17 protein-coding genes are annotated in these 20,569 nt (G+C 58.9%); 2 read left to right on the forward strand and 15 right to left on the reverse strand.

All coding sequences use genetic code 11. The features are described from left to right. Positions 1 to 10: 10 nt before the first annotated feature. The 10 genes from V8Z74_RS10305 to V8Z74_RS10350 all read right to left on the reverse strand — a co-directional run bounded on the left by V8Z74_RS10305 (position 11) and on the right by V8Z74_RS10350 (position 9,845). Entirely contained in the window at positions 11 to 412 is a 402-nt protein-coding gene (locus tag V8Z74_RS10305) for a hypothetical protein (protein ID WP_349709138.1), read from the reverse strand. Beyond that, a complete protein-coding gene (locus V8Z74_RS10310) occupies positions 409 to 1,806 on the reverse strand; it encodes a BilD N-terminal domain-containing protein (protein ID WP_349709139.1) in 1,398 nt (465 codons plus the stop codon). The genes V8Z74_RS10305 and V8Z74_RS10310 overlap by 4 nt, the downstream gene beginning before the upstream one ends. Further along, positions 1,803 to 2,318, reverse strand: a complete 516-nt coding sequence (locus V8Z74_RS10315; RefSeq protein ID WP_349709140.1) for a hypothetical protein — start codon at positions 2,316 to 2,318, stop codon at positions 1,803 to 1,805. The genes V8Z74_RS10310 and V8Z74_RS10315 overlap by 4 nt, the downstream gene beginning before the upstream one ends. Beyond that, positions 2,275 to 2,733, reverse strand: coding sequence for a DUF7665 family protein (locus V8Z74_RS10320; RefSeq protein ID WP_349709141.1), 459 nt, complete (start codon positions 2,731 to 2,733; stop codon positions 2,275 to 2,277). Before V8Z74_RS10320 ends, V8Z74_RS10315 begins: the two co-directional genes overlap by 44 nt. A 10-nt stretch (positions 2,734 to 2,743) precedes the next feature. Continuing rightward, positions 2,744 to 3,241: a hypothetical protein gene (locus V8Z74_RS10325; protein ID WP_349709142.1), complete on the reverse strand. Its 498-nt coding sequence runs from the start codon at positions 3,239 to 3,241 to the stop codon at positions 2,744 to 2,746. A gap of 100 nt (positions 3,242 to 3,341) precedes the next feature. Beyond that, the gene (locus V8Z74_RS10330) at positions 3,342 to 6,665 is read right to left on the reverse strand and encodes a UvrD-helicase domain-containing protein (RefSeq protein WP_349709143.1); all 3,324 of its coding nucleotides are present in this window, start codon (positions 6,663 to 6,665) and stop codon (positions 3,342 to 3,344) included. Further along, positions 6,662 to 7,303: a hypothetical protein gene (locus V8Z74_RS10335; protein ID WP_349709144.1), complete on the reverse strand. Its 642-nt coding sequence runs from the start codon at positions 7,301 to 7,303 to the stop codon at positions 6,662 to 6,664. Before V8Z74_RS10335 ends, V8Z74_RS10330 begins: the two co-directional genes overlap by 4 nt. Continuing rightward, positions 7,300 to 8,031 carry an RNA polymerase sigma factor gene (locus tag V8Z74_RS10340; RefSeq protein WP_349709145.1) on the reverse strand — a complete coding sequence of 244 codons (732 nt, stop codon included), beginning with the start codon at positions 8,029 to 8,031 and terminating at the stop codon, positions 7,300 to 7,302. Before V8Z74_RS10340 ends, V8Z74_RS10335 begins: the two co-directional genes overlap by 4 nt. Before the next feature lie 681 nt (positions 8,032 to 8,712). Next, a complete protein-coding gene (locus tag V8Z74_RS10345; RefSeq protein WP_349709146.1) occupies positions 8,713 to 9,489 on the reverse strand; it encodes a hypothetical protein in 777 nt (258 codons plus the stop codon). Between the two features lie 17 nt (positions 9,490 to 9,506). Next, complete coding sequence (locus tag V8Z74_RS10350) at positions 9,507 to 9,845, reverse strand: zinc ribbon domain-containing protein (RefSeq protein ID WP_349709147.1); 339 nt, start codon at positions 9,843 to 9,845, stop codon at positions 9,507 to 9,509. 314 nt (positions 9,846 to 10,159) lie between these two features. Here V8Z74_RS10350 and V8Z74_RS10355 point away from each other — a divergent pair, with 314 nt between their 5' ends. Beyond that, positions 10,160 to 10,339 carry a hypothetical protein gene (locus tag V8Z74_RS10355; RefSeq protein WP_349709148.1) on the forward strand — a complete coding sequence of 60 codons (180 nt, stop codon included), beginning with the start codon at positions 10,160 to 10,162 and terminating at the stop codon, positions 10,337 to 10,339. Here V8Z74_RS10355 and V8Z74_RS10360 read toward each other — a convergent pair. From V8Z74_RS10360 to V8Z74_RS10380, 5 genes are all read right to left on the reverse strand, one after another. Continuing rightward, the gene (locus V8Z74_RS10360) at positions 10,327 to 10,680 is read right to left on the reverse strand and encodes a helix-turn-helix domain-containing protein (RefSeq protein ID WP_349709150.1); all 354 of its coding nucleotides are present in this window, start codon (positions 10,678 to 10,680) and stop codon (positions 10,327 to 10,329) included. The genes V8Z74_RS10355 and V8Z74_RS10360 overlap by 13 nt on opposite strands. 72 nt (positions 10,681 to 10,752) lie before the next feature. Beyond that, positions 10,753 to 11,862, reverse strand: a complete 1,110-nt coding sequence (locus V8Z74_RS10365) for a recombination directionality factor (protein WP_349709151.1) — start codon at positions 11,860 to 11,862, stop codon at positions 10,753 to 10,755. A gap of 325 nt (positions 11,863 to 12,187) precedes the next feature. Continuing rightward, positions 12,188 to 13,252 (reverse strand): YqaJ viral recombinase family nuclease, encoded by a 1,065-nt coding sequence (locus V8Z74_RS10370; RefSeq protein ID WP_349709152.1) that lies wholly within the window; start codon positions 13,250 to 13,252, stop codon positions 12,188 to 12,190. Positions 13,253 to 13,402: 150 nt separating this feature from the next. Then, entirely contained in the window at positions 13,403 to 14,386 is a 984-nt protein-coding gene (locus V8Z74_RS10375; protein WP_349709153.1) for a DUF932 domain-containing protein, read from the reverse strand. Between the two features lie 103 nt (positions 14,387 to 14,489). Beyond that, a complete protein-coding gene (locus V8Z74_RS10380; protein WP_349709155.1) occupies positions 14,490 to 14,636 on the reverse strand; it encodes a hypothetical protein in 147 nt (48 codons plus the stop codon). Positions 14,637 to 15,271: 635 nt separating this feature from the next. Here V8Z74_RS10380 and V8Z74_RS10385 point away from each other — a divergent pair. Next, complete coding sequence (locus V8Z74_RS10385) at positions 15,272 to 20,569, forward strand: DEAD/DEAH box helicase (protein WP_349709156.1); 5,298 nt, start codon at positions 15,272 to 15,274, stop codon at positions 20,567 to 20,569.

Below are 20,569 nucleotides of genomic sequence, written 5' to 3' on the forward strand. Positions count from 1 at the left end.
AGGATGCATCTCAGTTTCCCATCAGTCGGCCGATGCCTTTAGAGATGAAACTCAGGAAGGTCACGTCTTCATGATTGAGCTCGGCTCGGTCGAGGAGCTTCCAGACAGCGATGGCCGTGCACACCAGCAGGATGGCGATGCCGGCGCATTGACAAGGCGAAATGATGCGGAGCCACATGACCTGGTCCAACAAGCTCGCGAAGGCCGCTACGGCCGACCCCTTGAGGCTGGCCTTGCGCTCGGCGGACCAAGCCATCATGCAAAGCGGCAACACTGTGTAGAAGACGGCAAAGCCAATCGTGCCCGTGCAAAGGGCACCGACGGGGCCGAACGACGCGGCGAGGTGCGCGGTGTTGTCTACCGCCGTGGAAAGGCCGCTGCGGCCTCGCCGCCTGTAGCCGCGCCTGCTCACACCGCCGCCCGCTTCGAGCTGACCGGCCGCTTCTCGGCTTGGACGAAGGCGGTCTGGAGGCCTTGGTAGGTGCTGGGCGCTGCGCCGGTGCGATGGCGCATGGTCCTCATCTGCACATCCAGGGCCGCGTAGACCAAGCCGCCGTGTAGCGGGCGCATCACCTCGGCCAGAGCCAGAATCGCCGCTAGCGCGCCAACGAACGGCGTGGCCACGGCGCGGGAGGCCAGCAGCGTCATCCCGCAGATGTCTTTGCGTTCGTCGGCGAGGATTTTGTAGGTATCGTTCAACTCGGGCGCGGCTTGCGCGGTGGACTCAGCCCTCCAGATTTGGGAAGGCAGGCGCGGCCCCGGGAAGGTGTGCAGGCGGATGTTGCGGAAGTCGCGGTAGCCGCTGCCCAGCCCGGCCTCGACGACCATGGCGAACGCAGCCGTGTCGAGGTCGCGACGGGCGGCGACGTTGTCGACGCCAAAGAGAGCCGTGGTCGGTTCGTCGACCATTACGCGGTGTTCAGGACCGAACCGGCGTTCGACCAGCGCGGTGGTGAATCCGGCGGACTCGAGGCGGCTAGCGAGGGCCCTGACTTTCGGCTTGAGCAGGTCAGCAGCCCAGAGCAGCAAGCAGGTACTGAGGTTGGACTTGGCTGCCTTGTCGAAGTCTTGAAGCACGAGGTGTGGTCGGCCATCGACCGGGTAGGGCAGCATGCCCAGCGTCCACGCATATGCCTGGCCAAGGTGGCCCAAACCAACGAGCCACAGCGACTTCGGCAGATAGGCGAGCGGGGGGCCTTTGTGTGCATCGTCGCGCCAGTCTGCGACGGCCAGCGGATTCCAGAGGGACATGCCAACGGTGCGATGACCAGCCTCAGCCAGGTCGCCGCGGACGTGCATGAAGGCTTCGTTGACGCCCAGCGCGGCGGCGCCAATGCCGGCGAGCGAGTTGTCATCGACGCAGGTCAGCGCGCTTTCGGCGCCGACAGGCGCAATCTGGAAGCGCCAGTGGTCCCAGCCGAGCTGAACGCAGAAGGCGGGTGCAGCGGCGTCGGGCGCGGCGCCGAGCACGATCGTCGGCAGCTCGGTCGTGGCGCAGGTGACCACCGCCGCGCCGAGCTCTTTAGCTACTTCCCTTGCGCTGCGACCTTGATACAGCGGGGCGTCGAGGGCATGACTCAGGTCGCCGTAGACCTCAACGCCGCCAAGAAAGGCGCGCACGGCGGTATTCAGCGCGGTCAGAAAGCTGGCCTGCCCGGCCAGCGTGTCGGCCCAGCCGTAGCCGAGGTGGATGCGCAGGCGGTAGCGCGAAAACAAGGCTACGGCCTCCTCGGGCGAGGCAACTTCACCAGTGTCCAGCGCCATTTTGGCCAGTCGGTGCATGGAATCAGCGTTGAGCTCGATCATTGAAAAACTCCAGCATTGGTAAGTCGTAGGAGGCAGCCGACATCGGAACCCGAATACGACGTCCACTGGTGGTTGCCTTGGTAGACATAGAGGCCAAGGTCACGCGGGCGCGGGTTGCCCTTGGCGAACCTGGGCACGATGAGGGCGATGTGGCCTTTCATGGCGACCATGGGGTTGGTGCGGTCCGAACGGCTCTGCCCGGGGCCGAAGGGGTGCGTGTGGACGTCGGCCACGACAGTCATGCCGGTGGCGCGGCAGACCTCCCAGAGCTTGGCGAAGCTGTCGGCCTTCAAAGACACGTAGTCGTTGCTAAAGGCGTCGGGCTGGAGTTGCTCGTATGGCAAGAAGCGCTTGACCATGCGTCCGGCATCGGTCTTGCATCCAAGGAGGAAGGCACCGCTTTCGCGAACGCCGGCACCTTGCTCGCACAGGTGGGCCAGCAGGTCCGCCCAAAGCGCGGCCGGCACTTCAAGCAGGGGCGCAGGCGTAGTCGCGACTTTGAAGAAGTTCATGGACGACCTCCAGATAGTGACTGATGCCCTTGGCGGGCTTCCAGATGAGCTGCGGGTACTGGGCGAACCAGCAGTCGTGGCCGACGATGCTTTCGCGGTCGCAAGGGATGTAGAGCGCGTCGCCGTTCTTCCAACCAGGCTTGAAGGCCAGCTGCAGGCGCTCGCCGCCCTGGGGCCACCTGTCGAAGGTCAGCTTGCTGTTCGCCGGCAGGTCCCAGAACGTGCCCGTGGGCGGAGTCGTCGGAAAGCCGCTGCAGTCCAGGCGCAGCGTGTACTCGCGCCGGTCTCGGGCGATGACGTTGATGTAGGCGAAGGGCCACTCCAGCTGCTTGAACTGCCAGCGGTTGCGGTCTTCGCCAGAGAGAAAGCGCGCCGACGCAAGGTCGGCACGGAGCGATTGCTCGTCCGGTGCCATACCTCGCCTCTTAGCCGTTAATGCGGTGCGCGGGCACCAGGTCGAAGGCCACCTCGCACTGAGAGTACTTGGTGAGCGAGCCGATGTGGATGTCCACATCGGGCTGCTCGGTCGTGCCGGCAATCTGGAGGACGTGCTCGGCGATGTCACCGGGCGCCATACCGAGCTTCTCGCCAGCCCACAGGCGCACGCGGCCGACCGTGGTCGCCGGGCGAAACTTGTGGTGCACGACCTCGGCACCGAAGCAGACCTTCACTTCCACCTGCTTGCAGCGGTGGAGGTGCACGCGCACGCCGTGCTCCTTCTTGAGGTGCTTGACCTGGATCGAGTGGCTGTGGGCATCGTCGTCATCGTCCTCGACCGAGAGCGTCAGGTCGAAGGCCTCGGTGCCGGGCGGCAGCAGCGCCAGGGCGGCGTGCTTCAGCTCAGCGACGGTCGCCTCATCGTTGACTTCGACGAACTTGATGTCAGGAAAATACTCAGACTGGATGTAAACGCGGGTTGGCATTTCTGCTCCTTACAGCTGGTTGAGCTGCGCGGGATGCGCTGCTCATGCTGGGTAAGTCGCAGGAAGGCCTGGAAATCGGAAGTGCTGGTACGTGAGCGGCTCAGGCCGGGCAATGCAGGAAGTGCCTGCACTTCGGGCATTCCCAGGAGCTAGGCTTCGCCTCGAACTTGCCGGCCGCCAGCGCCCGGGCAACCGGCACCAGAAAGAAGTCGTCCGGGAGCCGGCCGTAAGGGAAGACGGACTCTTCAGTACCGGTGCTCAGATCAAAGATGCCGCCCTGGAATGAGTGCTGTGGGTACGCTTCGGCTAGATACTTCAACACCCACTTCAAAACCTTGTGCTGCCGCGACCACTTGCCGGACGGCTTGGTACGCACGAATTCCAACTTCACAGCCAACCCCGAGTGAGATTTGGTGGTGCGATGCGGCGTGATGTGTAGTGGGACACCTGCACACTGGATGTCAAACGGCTTCCCCATCGCGGCGCGCTTCGTGCCGAGCCATTCCCGACCAGCGCCTCGTAGCTGTTCAGCGTAGGCTCTCAAGTGCGGCACGGACTCCTTGAAAGCAGGGCCGAGAGAGGCAAGCACTTTTTCCACTTCCGCAGGAGGTTCGCCTGGCTCTTGGCCATACGGCACGAACAGCTCTCGCATGACCGCGCCTTCGACCAGAGCAGCTGGGTGCAGGCCTGCTGCCGGGCTCAGCTCCTTGATGAAGTCGTAGTAGTACCGCCGGGGGCACACTCGATACAACAAGAAACCTGCGAGCTCAAATGAGGTAGGTGGGGCGGCCACATTGCCATCAGTGGAAACCACCTGTGACTTGGGCAGGGCGGCTTTGCCTTGAACGCGCTCGAGTAAATGCGCGGCGCCAGTGATGGCCGCGACGCATTCAGCGTTGTACATAGCCTTGGTTTCATAGAGTACAAGGTGCTCGCGGGCTCGCGATAGCGCCACATAGAGCTTGTTCGACGCCTCACTCTGCTCCTCGAAGTGCTCGATGGGAGCGATGGACTGCAGCAAGGACTGGGGCACGAGGTCGGAGTCGGTGCCCATGCGGAAATGCCTGGCATCGATATCCACAAGATGGACCGCCTCGAACTCGAGGCCCTTGCTTCCGTGGATTGTCATTACAGCAACCGCATCGAGGCTATCCGCTTCAGGGGGCGGAATGCGAAGCTCGCGGTCATCTCCGATGCGCAAACGTCGGCGCAAACGAGTAATGAAGCTGCCGACGGTCTGATACGCGCGGCTGCCGTCCGGCACGCGTAGGTAGTAGATGAACTGCCAGAGCGCAATACGACGCGTGATGTCGAGGATGCTGCTACCAGCAAGGTGAGCTCGGAGAATGCCCGTCCGGTCCAGCAACAGCTGGCAGGCGACCTCCCAGGGTGAATCCGACGAGTCGAGGTCAGCGAAAGCGGTTGCCCATTGGCCGAGAGCGGCAATGCCCTTTCCGGAGAGCTCGGACGGTGGGGCGGTGACCCATGAGAGCGGTGCCGGTCGATTCGCCTTGCACCAGCTAAGCAGCTTCTCGACGTCAGCCGGCGGCAGCTCAAATTCTGGGAGGCGCGCTACTCGAAGCAGGCCGCTTCCGGAGCGGTCAATGAAGAGTTGCAGCAGAGCCAGCAAGTCTTTGACCTCAGGTCGCTGGAAGATGTCGCCGAGGTGCAGCGCAGGTACCCCGACCGCATTCAGGCTGTCGGCCGCAGAGCTGCAGCCCTCATGGGTGCTCGCGAGGATGACTTGGTCGCGGAATGATACGCCAAGTCTATTAATGCGGCGGACGTTGGCTGCGAGTTCGCCGTTGACGACATCGTCGGTAGGGCACTGCACGTGACGCGGCTTGATGCCGCTATTTCCCCGCGCCGAACCAACGTCATCGAGCGGAAGCACCATCTGAAGAGGGTTGCCCTCGCGGCCCGTGTGCTCGAAGACGCGGATAACTTCTTCGAAGCTGCGCCGGTTCTCGTTGAGCGGAAAAGTCGTGTGGGATGGAAAGTCATCGCTGAAGCGGACGATGTTGCGCATGGATGCGCCGCGAAAACGGTAAATGGCTTGCCGTGCGTCTCCGACCACCCAAAGACTATTGGCGTGAGCGGCGAGGGCTTTCACGAGCTGGGCGCTAGCCCGGTTCACGTCTTGGTACTCGTCGACAAGGATGTGCTTGAATCGACCGACACTTGCGGTGTACTTGGCGAAATCCTTCGTCAGCGCAAGTGCTGGGAGCATGACGAGGTCCCCCATGTCGACGAGGCTGCCGTTGGCTTGCATCTTCGACTCATAGCACCTGTAAAGCTTGACTACGTCATTCTGCTTGGCCAGCGCCTCATCCGAGGTGCCTGAGGCCGACCGGTCAACTGCTTCGGCGAACTCTGCTGCATCCGCCAGCTCGTCCTTGGCTCGCTGGATGGTCGAGATGGCTTCCTTCAACCAGTCGAGGGGGTCTCCAAGGGGATTGAACGCCGTGAGGCCGAGGCCGTATATGTGAGGTTCGAGGACCGCAATCTGTGCCATCTTGTCAGCGACGCCAAAGCGGGGCCGCAGCCCGAACTCCTCGTGGTTCTTGCGCAGGAATTCCAGGCCAAATGCGTGAAACGTGCCCACCCAGATGTCATGAGCATTCGGGACGCCCGACTGCTGCAACCGGTCAACCAGCTCTCGAGCGGCCCGATTTGAGAACGTTAGCAAGAGCAATTCCTCGGGCTTGGCTCCCTTAGCTAGCAGATGCTGCACCCTCATGAGGAGCGTGGCCGTCTTTCCAGTGCCAGGTCCCGCTACGACCAATGACGTCGTAGCAGAGGATGTGGCTGCGGCGACCTGTTCTTCAGTCGCCGTGATGGGCTGGGGCTGCTCCTCATAGGACGCTGCTGGTTCGGGAAGAAGCAATCCGTCGAGCAACTGTTGCCGAACCAGCTCCAAGGGCAGATCCAGCTCCTGCGCCAGCTGCGTCGCGTTTCTCCCGGCAACAAATAGGGCGCGTGCCACCGTGCGAGGAAGGAGTAGCTCTCTTGCAAAGATGTTCGCCTGCAGTTCGGCTCGCTCACGCGCGCCGTAGGCCTCGACCTTTTGGGCACCGAACGTATCGCCTTCCTCTGGCTTCAGGGTCGAATCGACGACCTTGTGGCACCCCTCGTGGCCTTTGTCATGCAGTTTCCAATGCCCGAATTCGTGTGCAATGAGGAACGCGCGCTCCCCGCTCGGCGCGTCATCGCGCACGACGATTTGCCGGAACTTGCGAACCAAAACTGCATCAGCGCTCCCTAAAGCCTCATCATCAGGTGCTGCATCCGAAATGTCGAAGTCCTCAGCCTCTTCGGTGGCGTCTATGACCTGCTTCGATGGGATACCGGACAACGCCTCGTCGCCAAACAGCTGGTGCCTTAGCTGCGTTGCAGCTTCTCGAGCTCTATGGAAGGGGGTCAAGAGTCGCCCTCCCTGACCTGCTGTAACGCGAGCAGTCGCTGCTTCTCTTCGTTGCTGAGCGACAGGGACTGAACCGCGGCTTTCCACGTTTCTCGCGACGAAGCGTTTGGCGCGGCTTTCGACCGATAGCTCTTGGCTCCCGCCAGTTCAGGTCCCAGGCATGTTTGGAGCCCACCAAGCGCAACGTCGAGATGCGCAGCCAAGTCGTTCAGCACCTTGATGGGAACGTCGACGATGCTTTTGGTGAGAACCTTCGTTAGCAGCAGCGTAGAAGTGCCAAGGCCTGCGGCGGCGGCGGCTTGCTTTAGGCGCTTCCCTGCAAGCGACTCGATGGCTTTGCGCGCAGCTTCAGCTTGCGAGCTCGTGCTAGTCCCACTGTCGAGTTCATGGAGCTGGTTTAGCACGTAGCTTTGGAGACGCGACACCGATTCTTCAGAGACTTCAACGGTGTCGGCAGCTGGGACCTCGGGTGAAGCCTCGTAGGCCGACCACAGGGCAGCGAACTCAAGGATATCTTCACGATATTCCGGATGGGCTTCACAAGCGCGAAGGACCATGTCGGGGGACGGCTTGTCAGCAGAGAAGAAGAACTCGTCCAGAACTTCATCAAGCGACAGCCTGCGGATGGGCGATGTCATTGCATGAACTCCTTCCGCATCTCTGCGACTTTGTCGAGGGCGGTGTTCTTATAGGTGTTGATGGTTCGGGTGCTGACGCCAAGGGCGGCAGCAATGTCCTTGACCGGCATGTCTTCGACGAAAAGCATCGTATAAACGTAGTGCTCTTGCTTGGTCAGCACAGCTTGCAGTCGTTTAGCAACTTCCGCGTGCCATTGTTGGGCGGCCAGGGCGTCAGCCGGAGTATCGTCCTGGCGCAGCGCAGAGACCTTGCGAATGGTTTTGTCGGGGTCATCGTCCTCATCTGAGCGTTCCATGGCATCCAGGCTGTCCTGGAGATTGCGCTTCTTGGCCAGCAGACGGCGCTGAAAATCAAGTGCGCGGCGTTTGAACAACTGCCCAAATAGCTTTTCAGCATGCGTTGCGTCGCCTGGCCGAGTAATAAGGCACTCCCAGACGTACTGCGACAGCTCTTCCGCGGCCTGGTCGATGTTTCCGATGTTCCCTGGATAGATGCCGCTGCGCACTGCGAAGCCCTTGGCGAGGCCCAACAGGCGCCGCGACAGCACCCTTGAAAGAATCCCCGCCCGGCTAGAGTTTCCACCATCCCGAGCGCGCCTGAACATGCGAAAGACCTGCTCATCAGGGATGAACAGCGGGTCGTGCTCCCAGTCCGTACGCGCCAGCCTCGCCAGCAAGGCGCTGTCATCGAGGGCCTCTACGGTCGCGTCAGGTTCTCGTGTGTACATCGTTGTTTTCCGTTGGTCATGCGAACACCCACCTCTCGATTCAGGGGAACGCTCCCTTGCATGACTAAGTCGCAAGATGAGCCGGAAATCGGAAGCTGTCGGGGCGTCGCGGGCTGAGATGACCCGCAAGGCCGAGCCGACGGCGGGTCTGTTCTCCACCAGCCAGTATGCAATAACCTTTCGTTACGTGCGCACGCCCCAGGAGCTTTTGCGCGTAGCTCGGTGCTGGAGTTCGAAGCAACATGGGCCCAACTCGAAGAACGGGATTCAAAGCTGCGGGCGCGAGGTCACGACGGCTCATTCAGCAGTCCAGGAAACAGGTTGCGGACCAGCGCATCGTGGGGCCTGTCCATCTCGAAATTGGCGTCGCTCGCGTCTGGCAGCGGTTGACCTGCAGCGGTAAGCAGGCATCCGCTGATGTTGAAGTCGGCTCGTAAGCATGTACGCAATGAACGACCGGCTCAGCCCCCAGAACGGTCGGTCGAACTTTGTGTCGGCTATTGGCTCGATGACCGAAATTCACTGAGGACCCGTCGTACGAGGCACAGCGCGGGCCGACCGAGATCGCTGCACAGCAGACCTTGACAAAAAAATAAGTCACGATGAAATTCGAGCGTGCACTCGGTTTCATCGTGACTCATGCCCAGAGCAGCGCTGCAGGGGAGCGTCAGTTCGCCTTGATCACAGTGCAGCTTTGAGAGCGATCCCCTCAAGGTAGTGCACCACGGTATCCACTTGGCAAGTGAGGGTTACGGCATGCTTGCCTGCTACTTCGACGTTGATCCCTGCAGCCATTTCGTGTTGATCGCTCATCCGGTCAATTGCGGTAAACACTTCATAGACCGTGTTTCCGTTCGGGATCTGCACGCTGTAAGTCATACGGCTTCCTGTGCCATCCCACTGAAACGTGCTGGCTTTGCTGCGTGGCACTGAAATCGCCAGCTCTGGGGTGTCACCTTTTCTGCCAAAGCTGTATTGCAGCGTTTCACCAGAGTCACATACCTCCACAGCTTTGCCCTTGGTAGTGGTGCAAGCAAAAATTGTTTTGCTCCCTCCACATGCAACTGATGCGACTGGAGTGGTGATGGTGGGCGATGTTCCAGGAGACGCTGCTGGCGCTGTACGCTGTTCAAGAGCCGGTACCTTGACCTCTGCAGCCTTGTCCATGCTCTCATTGAACATGGCGTTCAGTTCCGACTCGGAGATGGTCGCCGTGACTTTAGGGGGCTCCTGCTTGTCCTCCAGAACGTAGCCCAGGATTGCCAACAGGCAGAGGCTGAGCAGGAAAAATTTGTACCATGGCGCAAACGCCTGAGCACGGCCTTGCTTGGGGAAATAGAAGCTCCCGGTGAAGGCCATCACAACGATGGCGGGCATGAAAACAAAACAGCCGATGGCTGCAAACCACCACTTGCGAAACCAAGGGACTTGGTCGTAGGTCGTGTACTGAGTGGGCATAAATGAATTCCTGAAGGTTAGGTACCTGCGGTGATGAGAATGCCCAGTACGGACAGCACAATGGCCGTGAGGGCCCAAGGTTTGCCCCAACGTCGCTGGTTCAAGCTGATAGCAGCGAGCACGATGCTGGGAATTGCGAAGATGAAGGCGCCGACGATTTCGTCGGTGCTGGGTTTGTCTTGCTCCCCAAAGCCAATGCTGGCCAGGAGTACCAAGGCCCCCAGGACCAAAGCCGTAATTGGCATCCACTTTGATTCGGTGGATGACGGTGCGATTTGCGTTGCTCCGCAGTGCGGGCAAGTGAGTGCGCTTTCATGTATTTCTTTGCCGCAGCCGCGACAGAAAACCATTGGCATATTTGCTCCTTTAATGTTGGACTGCTTTTCTATGTTCTTGAATGATGTTTCCTCGAAGGAGGATCAAGGAAATAAAAGGTGTTAATGTCAGGGATATAAAAATCCAAAGAGTTGCGCTTTTGTTATTTCTGCTGGCATAGACTGCAACCACAAAAAACAGCGCAAAGTAAATGACCGCCAAGAACAAAACAATGATTGCCATTTATCGCCCCTTGCTTGCTTGGAGCAATAAATAGCCAATGATTGGGTCAAGGCATATCGAAATCAGAAACCAAAGCCAGAAGCTACGCCCCGCTGCTTTAGCAGATAGTCCTATGAATATCGATAAGAAAAACCATAAGACGAAAATTATGAAAGTGGCTTTCATTTTTTATTCCATGATTGAAATGAATGTTGATGGGGCGTCCCCATCTGAAAATGGAGACGACATGAAAACTGCCGCTGACTGGCAGCGGCATGGAAGTGGGCAGGTTTACAAAGATCAATTTCCTTGATCGGACAGTTTCTTTCGTGCTTGGACGCGACCGTTAAAATGCTGGAGCCGAATTACCTGCCCAGGTACTTCCCGACTCGCAAAATAGCCATCCAGAGCCGCGAAAAACTCCGAAGGCTTGAGGCGAAGGGCAGTGATGATGATTTCCATATTGGCCAGGGTTATGTTTCTCTCACCCCGCTCCACACCGCCCATATAGCTGCGATCCAGGCCGCAGTACTGCGCAAAGGTTTCCTGTGAGAACCCCTGCTCTTTGCGCAAACTCCGGACGACCCTTCCGAAGGCCACCAGCACGGGGAGTCTTTGCGGCTCGGGGCTCGGCTGGGATGCTTTTTTGTCCATGGTTGCTATGGTTACAAGAGCGTACAAACTTGGCTACAGACCATGTGCCCACGGTTTCCAAGTTCACGGCCTTTACGCATACGGTCTATGCGTACCATTGACACTCTGGCGATGCATCCTCAGGGTTCTGGCTTCAGAGTCCGCGATCGGCTCTCCGGGCGCTTCCTGTAGAAGGGGCTCGGGATAAAACTCCTCTACCAGGCCCGCAGCTTCTTCGGGTGAGTCTTCAAAGCTGCCGTTTGCATAGCCCAGCTTTGCAGCCTCGTCCAAAGCTTGCTGATCAAAGCCAGCAGCGTGCCGCTGTACCACTAACTCTCGAGCCTGCGCAATGGCTTCGTTTAACGTCAAGCCACTGCGAACGACCAGATCTGCGTAGTAGATGGCAGCACGATGCGATTGCGTCGTGGACTTGCCCCGCAGCTTGAGCTCCAACGGCATGCCGGCCAGATGCCCACCCGACACCGCAGCGAAGTACTGCAGCCGGGCGGTCAACGTGCGGATGCTGTTGAAGCCCGTGGTCCTGAACACAAAGCTGCCCAGCTCATCGCTGTCACCAATGACCAGATTCAGCCGTCCATAGGGCTTGCAGCCATCCTGGCCGAAGGCGCAGGCATCGGGTCCGGGGCAGGGCATGGCGGCCAGCCCCTGGCTCGTGACCCGCTTGCAGCTCTCGCCGTCGCCCACGCAGACTGGCCTAGCCGTGCTGCGGTCGAACAGGGTGTAATGGGCGCGCAGATTCAGATCGGGCTCGTTGAACAGTACTCGCACTGGGATGCTGCGGAGCTTGCGCCGTGCGGGAGTGGTTGCCGTGGCCGTCGCCGCTGCAGGCCGGGCCTTGGCGTCCATTGTCTGCTCCATATCTGTAGCGACGCCCATCTTTTCCTTGAGTGAACGCTTGCCGGAGCGCTGCGAAGGTTGAGCAGAAGCGGGCTGCAGGCCGCTGTCACCTTCTTCACTACCCTCAGACAAGGAAGGCTTTGTGCCTTCCTTTATGCCACTGTGCTGTGCCTGGCGCAGTGCCTCATCGAGCGGATGCAAGATCCACTGCCCACGGGCCTGCACCTGGGTGGTGATGGTGAATTCGTCATCCTTCTCGGGCAGGCGCTTGCCATTGCGCTCCACCACCTTGCCAATGGCAATGCGGCCGATCACCGGGGGCGTAATCATCAAACCTTTGATCATGAGATGCTCCAATAAAAAATCCTCCAGGGCCAGGCCCGGGAGGACGGGGGAAGAGAGAGGTAAAAGGAAAGGAAGGACGGGAGGGAGATCCCTGAGCGGACAGCGATGTCACAAACCGCCTGGTTTTTGCTGCTAGATTGGGTGCGTAGGCAATCCATCAGATCCCGATGCAACCCAAGATCAACTTCATTGAGAGAGGGCGCCTGTTCAGGCGCGAGCTCAAGCGACGCCGAGTCCGGTTCCTGCCTATGCAGGTCTTGCGCCGGATATTTGACGAGGCCGGTGTTTAACTACCACCCAGGGAGTGAGAACCTTTCCCAGAGGCTCAAGCCTTGGCTTCCGGCTCATAGACACAAAAACGCCGTGAACCGGCCCGCGGGCTCAGATAGCGCTGGGCCAGCGTGGGGTGCTCCTGCACGAACTGGCTGCTGTTGAACGCCTGCCCGTCCTTGCTGCGTTTCCAGGTGACGGAACCGCCACAGGCAAACATGGCCTTGCTGGCTTCGCCCATGTGCATCTGAATGCGCTGGCGCAAGCGAGCTTCCCGTTTCTGCGCAGCGTCCAAGTCGGTGCGGGCCTGCAGCAGTTCCTCGAAGGTGGTGTTGAGCTCCTCGTCCTCGCTCAGATCCACCTGGTCCCCGGTGTCGTTGGGGTACAGGCAGCGCAAAGCCTGCTCGGCACTGTCCGAACCGTCACCGGCCGGTGCGATACCGCTTTGGACCATGTCCCAGAATTCCTTCTCCAGCGCAATCAAGCGCGCAATCAGCGCTTCGTCCCGCTCGATGCGAAAGATGCGCAATTCCTGCCCGCCTACCAGCACCACCACATCGGCGGCGCGCTGGCCTGTCACGGCCAGTTGGTGCATCACCTGGAGCTGCACATACTCGGGAACGCCATCGCGCCACAGGCGGGCGCCATGGATGCCGGCGGTCTTGCATTCGAGCAACTGCACATCGGGAGCTCCGATCACTTCCCGGTCCACATTGGCCAGCATCCAGGGATGTTCGGGATGCTGCAGCACCGCATTCACACGCCGCACCTTGTTGCCCGTGCGCTTGGTGTAATGGGCCGCCACGATGGGCTCCAGCAAGGTGCCCCAGAACATGGGACTGGTGTCGTCCGTGGGATCGACGGCCGGCAAGAGATCGCCCTTGCCGGTCTTTTGCATCCATAGCTCCAGCTGGGACTGGTAGGGGTTGAGGCCGATGGCCGCTGCCGCATCCGAGCTGCCGATGCCGGTACGGCGTACCTCCAGCCAGTCTTCACGCTCCAGGTCCTTGGTGGACACCAGGCGCAGGGCGGCTCCCTTGCGGGGAGTACGGGATGGGGCAGAGGTAGAGCGAACTGCAGGAGCAGCAGGCCCCGAAGGGCTCACCAAGTGCAAAGACATACAAACTCCTTGTCTCGCAAAAATTGCGGGCATAAAAAAAACCGCTTCGATGAGCGGTCTGTGGTGGAGGAAAGAAGAGAGGGGTACCGTCCAAAGACGGACAAGAAAGCCAGGGATCAGACACGAGGACAATGCGATCAGGCCACTGGTTCAGGCCACCAGTTGCAACGCATGGTCCAAAGCCCGCTGCTTGATCACCGCTCCCTGGCCGAACCAGGCACTGTCCAGGCGGTTGTCCTGGCTGCGGGCCTGTTTCTCGTGATCCACGAACTCCGTGACAGCGCACAGCAGGCCCCAGGCCGTGTCCTTGGCCGCCTGCATCTCGGCGCCCCGACCGTGACCCTCATAGAGCATCTGCACTTTCTTGAGGGCCCGCTCATTAGTCAGGCCTACCGTGGGATCGGCATGCTGGTCCGTGTTGCAGATCACCTTGAGGAAGTAATTCATTGCCTCATGGGTCTTGATCTTGCGCTCGGCCAGCGTCTTCATGCGGTACATAAAGCTATCCCACTGGCCCACGGCCACGCCCAACTGGCGCTTGACCGCCTGAGCATCAAAAGCCGTGCTGTGCGGCACCTTGACCGCTCCCATGCCATCGCGCAGTGCCATGGTCAGCGTGTTGTTGCACACCACCCGCACTGTCGTCGGCATAGCCACCGTGGCCAGCGTCCCATCGCAGGATGTGGCCAGCAGCAAATAGCCGTTGACCACATCCTTGCCCTTGAGGGCAGCGGACTTGCCGGTACGGGCCAAGGCCCAGAACTTGCGGCCAGCCTTGAGCACCCCGGCGGTCTCCAGTTCGTAGCCGGCGACCTCGGTCAGATCCCGGTAGAACTCCAGCACCTCGCGGGGCTGCACCACTTGGTAGCGGCTGCCCACCACCGACAGAGGCGCTTGCGTATCGCTGCGGTACAGCACCTTCTGCTCGGGGAACTCCTTGGGCTCGGCATACAGGCCCGAAAGACCCGATGCAGTATCGGTAGCGAGATAACGCACGGGCGTTTCCTGGATACGCCAATCCATGCCAGCGGCCTGGGCCCAGACATCGATGCCTTGTTTGGCGGGCAGGGCATGGCCCAGTTCATGCCAAGGGGTCTGGCCGGTAAAGGCCATGGTTTCTACGAGATGTGCCATGTGAAAACTCCTTTAAGAGAGGGAAAGCAGGAACGCAAAAAAGCCAACAGCCCCTTGTGGGGCTGTTGGCTGCTGCATATGTGTTTGGAAAAGCGGTAAAGGCTCAGGTCTGCCTGTGTGCCAGATGCCGATTGCCAAAGCTGTGACCGCAGGAGCGGCACTCATAGTTGTCGAGCAATGTGTCGTCAAAGCGCTCGCCAATGGATGCACCGGCCGTGCCGCCTGCGACACCGCCGACCAGAGCTCCCATCAGGGCTCCAGCCAGGCCTCCAAATAGAGAGCCAACTGGGCCAGCTAGCATGCCGATGGTGGCGCCAGCTTCAGCGCCACCGAGAGCAGCGGCAGCGCTACCCGCAGCACCGGCTGTGGCTCCAAGCGCTGTTCCGGCCTTGCGGCCGTAGTCATGGGTAGCGATATGCCGCGAATCACAGAGGGGGCAGTAGAGAGAAGAAAGGGGAGTGGACATAAAGCCTCATTGATGTTGGGCAAGACGTGTTGCCAAGCACACCTGGGGGCATGCTCAATGAGGTGATATGTGGGTGAAAAAATCTGGAGATCATCAGACCAAGGCATGATCTGCATTGCAGTGGCTGCAGCCTGCTATGTGAGGTAGCCTTCTGAATCTCCAGACATGGTCTACCGCTTAGCTTTCACATCGGCATTGAAGATGGAGGCGCTCTCTGAGGCATTTGCATTAGCAGCCATTCCGGTGTAGGAGCTGCTGGAGCAATACAAGTCTAACGATGGTCGAGACACGATAATGGCGAGTTGGAGTGAGGCGGCGACAGAAGCAAAGATGCCAAATAGAAGCGTATAAAAATCGCAACCAAATTAGAAAAGTTGCCACCTTGTTAACCCAGAAAAAACACTAGGGAGATCATCGCTGTGGATGACGTTTTTCAGTTCCGTAACCAGCTTGTCGATCGCTACAGCAACTTTTCGCGCAGTTTTGTTCATATTGCCGCTTCGGACATTCAACGAGAAGTTGAGAGTCAGTATAAAGATGGCCGTTACTGGCCTGAGCCACTGGTGCAGATCAACCCCAACTATCAGCGCAAAGGCACGGTGCAATCGCTGGCGACAGATGGGGTGCTTCATCCCGCATGTGCCGACGTATTCCAGGTCGGCAAACCAGAGGGTCGTCCGCAACCTCTGCACCTCTACGCACACCAATTGCAGGCGCTGGCCAAAGGCCAAGCAGGTCAAAGCTATGTGGTGACCACAGGGACTGGTTCAGGTAAGTCACTGTCCTTCTTCATCCCGGTTATCGACCGCATCATCAAAGCGAAAGTAGAAGGTGGGAAGCAGCGCACGCGTGCCATCGTCATATACCCGATGAACGCTTTGGCCAATAGTCAGCTGGAAGAGTTGGACAAGTTTCTGTATGGCTACGCCCATGATCAGCGGCCCTTTACGGTCGCTCGTTACACTGGGCAGGAGAGCAATGTCGAGCGCGATGCCATTGCCGACAACCCGCCAGATATCTTGCTCACCAACTTCATGATGCTGGAGTACATCCTCACTCGTTTCGACGATGTGGATCGAAAGGTGGTGGACCACTGCGAAGGGCTGGAGTTCCTGGTTCTCGACGAGCTCCATACCTACCGAGGTCGTCAAGGGGCGGACGTTGCCCTGCTTGTCCGCCGCCTTCGTGAGCGGCTCAACGCTGACGAGCTGGTTTGTATTGGAACCTCGGCCACTATGTCCAGCGCAGGCACACAAGCTGATCGCAATCGAACGGTCGCAGCAGTCGCCTCCAAGCTTTTTGGTGCAGCCATCAGCGAGCACGATGTGATCGGCGAAACCTTGGAGCGCGTTACAGATCCGCTCAAAGACGTTGCAGCGATTGCTGCGGAGCTGCCTACAGCAGTGGCTCGGGAAGCTCACCAGTGGCCGGATTTCGCTGCCTTTCAGCGCGATCCGCTATCAATTTGGGTGGAGCTTAACCTTGGTATTGAGCTGCCTGATAATGAGCCGCCACGCCGCGCCAAGCCTAAAACCATTCAGGCTGCCAGTGAAGACTTAGCGCGTGATGCTAAATGTACCGTTTTTGAGGCTGGTAACGCTTTAAAGCGTTTTCTGGTGGCTGCACATGATGTTCGCACTCCACAAGGGCGCCCACCTTTTGCTTTCAAGCTTCACCAATTTATCAGCGGTCCAGGAAAGGTGCTCACCACATTGGAAGCTCCAGGCCAGCGACACATCACGCTGGATGCGCAGCGATTTGCACCCGGACGCCAGGATCAGGGGGTGCACCTCTATCCAGCGCACTTTTGTCGCGATTGCGGACAAGAGTATTTGCCAGTTTGGCAGTCAACTCAGCGCCCCACCATTTACCTGCCGAGAGAAATTGATGATATTGCGGCTGATGAGGCAGAAGATACAAGCTACGGTTTTCTGTGTCCAGTCAACCCCAACCAGCAGTACACCGGGCAACAACAAGACTTGCCGGAAACTTGGCTGGACTTGAGTCGCAACGAACCCAAGATCAAGCCCGCTTATCAAAAATCAATTCCTTACGAAGTGTCTGTTGATCCCCAGGGGCACGAAGGTGTAGGAGAAGCTTTCTGGTTCATCCCCGGTAAATTTCGCTTTTGCTTGAGTTGTGGCACGGTGCACGAAGCCCATGGTAAGGACGCCAATCGCCTCTCCAGTCTGTCTGGCGAGGGGCGTTCCTCAGCCACCACAATGATTGCGCTCAGTGCCTTGCAGCAACTATTTGCGTTGCCTGATGCAGAACCTGGACAGCCCGATCCGCGCAAGCTTCTGGGCTTTACCGATAACCGACAAGATGCTGCCTTGCAGGCAGGCCACTTTAACGACTTTATTTTCCTGCTCACACTGCGTGCAGGCCTGATTGGCGCGTTGCAGGACAATGCAGGCGTTCTAAATGAAGAACAACTAGCTGAGACGGTGTTCAAGGCACTTGGCTTTGGGCAAGTAGACCAGACCACCTTGGTCGAGTACCTGCGATCTCCCAAGTTGATGGGGCTAGCTCGTCAGGAAGCACAGAGGACGCTACGCTTCATAATTGCCTATCGCTTGCTGCGTGACTTACGTCGAGGCTGGCGCTTCAACAATCCTAATCTTGACCAGCTAGGCTTGCTGGACATCCGCTATCGTAGTCTGGATGAATTCTGTATAGACGCTGGCGCATTTGCAGACAGCAAGGTACTTTCACAGCTTAGTCCGACGGACCGAGAGGGTCTGTGCAATCTGCTGTTTGATCACCTGCGCCGTCACCTTTGCCTTGAAACCCGCTATCTCGATCCGGTTGAGCATGACAAGGCGCGCACCAGCGGACACACCTACCTGACGGAACGCTGGGCTTTTGCTCCGGATGAAAAGCTGGAGACGGGGCGATACCTCATCTTGGATAAGCGTCCGGAATACAAAGGCAAGCCGCGTACCGATCTGGTTACTGGCGGTGCTCGTTCCCGTCTGCTGCGCCTCGTCAAGACATCCAAGCTATGGCAAAACTCAGCCTTTGCTGCCGAGGTCAAGCACTGGAAAGATACGGAGTGGGTGGAACTGATTAAAGACCTGTTGAGCGCAGCGAGTAACTATGGCTACGTGCAAAAGCACGCGATTGACACTGAACTTGTCGGCTGGCGCCTGAATGCCGCTGCTTTGGACTGGTGTCTGACCACCGATCAGGCTCCGAGCAAAGATAGGCCGGTCAACACCTTTTTTCGTGAGTTGTACCTCAGTGTGGCCGATTTGCTGCGCTTGCCATCGCATCCCTTGTTTGAGTTCGAAGCCCAGGAACACACTGCACAAGTCGATGCGCCACGCCGGCAATTGCTGGAGCAGCGCTTTCGCTACACAGACAAGGACCGCAATGATTGGGCACAGAATCCGGCACACGAGGCACCGCTGGAGCGTCTTCCTGTCATGTTTTGCTCGCCCACCATGGAGCTGGGTGTAGATATCTCTGCACTCAATACCGTGTATCTGCGCAACATGCCACCTACGCCCGCCAACTACGCACAGCGCAGCGGACGTGCGGGGCGCTCGGGCCAGCAGGCACTGGTCGTGACCTATTGCGCGGCACTAAGTCCGCATGACCAATGGTTCTTTCACAACGCGAACGATATGGTGCATGGCGTAGTGCGGGCGCCAACGCTGGATCTGGCCAACCGGGACTTGATTGAAAGCCACTTGCAGGCTGTCTGGCTAGCCAGTACGCAAGTACCACTGGATGCCAGTATTGCTCCCATGCTTGACCTTGATCAGGAGGGCAAGCCGCTCAAGTCCACCTATATGGAAGCTTTCAATGCACCCGAGGTACACACTCGCGCCTTGGCCATTGGGAAAGGCGTGATTGCTCAGCTCCAGGCGGAGCTCAGTGAGAGTCAATGGTTTACATCCGAGTACGTGCAGCAAGTGATTACCCGAGCGCCTCAGCAGTTCTCGGCGGCCTTGGAACGCTGGCGCGTGCTGTTTGACTCCACGCGACAGCAAATGGATATGGCCGACCACATTGTCAAGAGCCACACCGCCTCGCATACTGAGCGCCAGAACGCACAACGCCGCTACGGTGATGCTGCTCGGCAATATGCGGTGCTGCTCAAATCTGGCAACGGTCAGAACACCGACTTCTACACCTACCGTTACCTTGCCAGTCAGGGGTTCTTACCCGGCTACAACTTCCCGCGCCTCCCCCTCATGGCCTGGATTCCCGCTCGAGGCGGGCAAACTGCAAATGGTAAGGATGATGAGGGAAGCATGGTGAGCCGCCCGCGCTTTCTGGCTCTGTCGGAATTTGGGCCGCGCAGCCTTATTTATCATCAAGGGCGTATGTACCGTGTGGTGCGCGCCAAGCTCAATGTAGGCGATGCCAGCCATATCTCTGGCAACAGTTTGCTTTCAACCATCACCTCGCTGGTGTGCAGTCAATGCGGCTATGGGCATTTGGGTGAGCCTGGCGGAACCCAGCCGTTGGTCAACCGCTGCGAGAACTGCGACGCCCTGCTAACCGAAAGCGACTGGGTGCGCGAACTCTACCGCGTCGAGACCGTTGAAACTGTGCCGGTAGAGCGTATTTCCATCAATGACGAAGATCGCCAGCGTCAAGGCTTTGAACTGCAGACTACCTACCGTTTCCTGCCTGGGCCAGACGGAAAGATTCAAAAGCAGAAAGCCGATGTGCAGCTGGCAGAGCAAGTCCTGGCTGAGCTCACTTATGCGCCATCGGCGCGTATCTGGCGTATCAATCGGGGTTGGCGCCGCCGCAAGGACAAGGAGCAACTGGGCTTCTACATCAACCCCATCACTGGTACTTGGAGCAAGCAGGATGCACCCGAAGCGGGGGATGACAATGGCAACGATGATGCGCTCATGGACAAGGTGCCCAACCAGCGCATAGTGCCCTTCGTGGAAGATCACCGTAATTTGCTAATTCTGGCTCCCGTGCATCCTCTCTCGTTAGAGACCATGGCCACGCTGCAGGCGGCTCTAAAACGTGGTATCGAGATGACCTTTCAGATCGAAGAGTCTGAATTGGTGGCAGAGCCTTTGCCTACACAGGCTGAACGCCGCGCCTTGTTGTTCTACGAAGCGGCAGAGGGAGGCGCTGGGGTGCTTACTCGCCTGGCCAATGACTCCGCCAGCCTGGCCCAGGTGGCAAGCAATGCGTTGAAGCTTATTCACTATCAGGCACCGTCCAACGGCATCTGGCGGATGGAAGACTTGCCTGGCCAAGAGGTGACCAACAGTCTGGGTAATCACATTTGCGAAGCCGGCTGCTACCAGTGCCTGCTGTCGTACTTCAATCAGCCCGACCATGAGCACATCAACCGCCGTAATTCCGAGGTGCTGACTTTGTTGGTTGCACTGGCCAATGCCCAGGTGAAGCTGCGGCCGGCTGCTGATGAAAGCGCTACGGCCACTTTGGTTGGTGCAGAGGCGGCAGGCGATACACTTGCTGCGCAATGGCTTGCTGCTTTGCAACAGGCAGGTTTGAGGCTGCCTGATGCACTGAACGTTGCTGTCAACAAGGGGGCGGCCATAGCGGCTGCTCAGTACAAAGCCGCACGTGCGTTGGTTTTTCTGACCCCTCTTGATCCTAGCACTGCTGCTACCTTGCAAGACAAGGGCTGGCAGGTGCTCGACTTCTCCGAACCTACACACTGGCCTGCGCACTTTGCTGAACACTTTGCCGTGTTCAACCCTGCTTGCTGA

This window comes from Comamonas sp. w2-DMI, from assembly GCF_040187735.1.
GTDB lineage: Bacteria > Pseudomonadota > Gammaproteobacteria > Burkholderiales > Burkholderiaceae_C > Comamonas > Comamonas terrae.